Consider the following 903-nt stretch of genomic DNA (forward strand, 5'->3'; position numbering starts at 1 on the left):
TGGATTGTCAACACTAAATCAGACAGCCTTTTTAAGGGACGATCGTTTGTATTCAATCGGGCTTACATAGCCTAGTGTTCCGTGAATCCGCCGCTTATTAAACCAGTTAACATAATCACTGAATTCCAGCGTAAGATGCTCAAGGCTATTAAACTTCATTTGGCTGACAAACTCTGTTTTGATGATTTTAAATGTGGCTTCCGCCACGGCATTATCGTATGGACAACCTTTCATGCTTAAAGAGCGGCCAATCTGGAAGGCCGCTAACGTTTCATCGATGAGCTGGTTTTTGAACTCGCTGCCACGGTCGGTATGGAACATCTGGATGTCCCGCAGATCACCTTGAATCGAAGAAAAAGCCCGTGCGACAAGGTTTGCATCCTTGTTTGGTCCCGTGCTGAAGCCAATAATTTCGCGGTTGAAGAGATCGACAAAGATACATACGTAATGCCATTTGTTTTTGACTTTGACGTATGTTAAATCACTGACGACTACTTTTTTGGCTTCTGTCTGCTGAAACTTGCGTTTCAATTCATTCGCCTGGGATGACTCATTACACGGAGCTTTTTGTGGCTTGAACTGTGCCACTGTATAGGAAGAAACAAGCCCCTGCTCCTTCATGATGCGTCCAATACGTCTTCTGGAGACTGTCAGTCCACGCTTGTGCAGTTCGACTTTGATCTTGCGCGTGCCGTAGGCACTTCGGTTTTGTTTAAAAATCTCTATCACAGCGCCTGTTACATCGTCTTCTGCCTGACGTTCTTTGGCATCATAATAGTAGGTACTACGTGAAATTTGCAGGACGCTGCACATTGCTGATACCGAGTATTTGTCTTTATTTCGCTTAATGACATTTACTTTCGTCCCATGATCAGCGCGGCTTGCTTTAAAATATCATTCTCC

Annotated in this window: 1 pseudogene; it reads right to left on the bottom strand. The window is 44.3% G+C overall.

The window, feature by feature from the left end:
- Positions 1–18: 18 nt before the first annotated feature.
- Positions 19–888 (bottom strand): annotated as a pseudogene (locus tag ACH0BF_RS25070) (IS3 family transposase); the annotation flags it as partial.
- Positions 889–903 lie beyond the last annotated feature (15 nt).

The sequence above is a fragment of the Pseudobacillus sp. 179-B 2D1 NHS genome, assembly GCF_045370945.1.
Taxonomy (GTDB): Bacteria; Bacillota; Bacilli; order Bacillales; family Domibacillaceae; genus Pseudobacillus.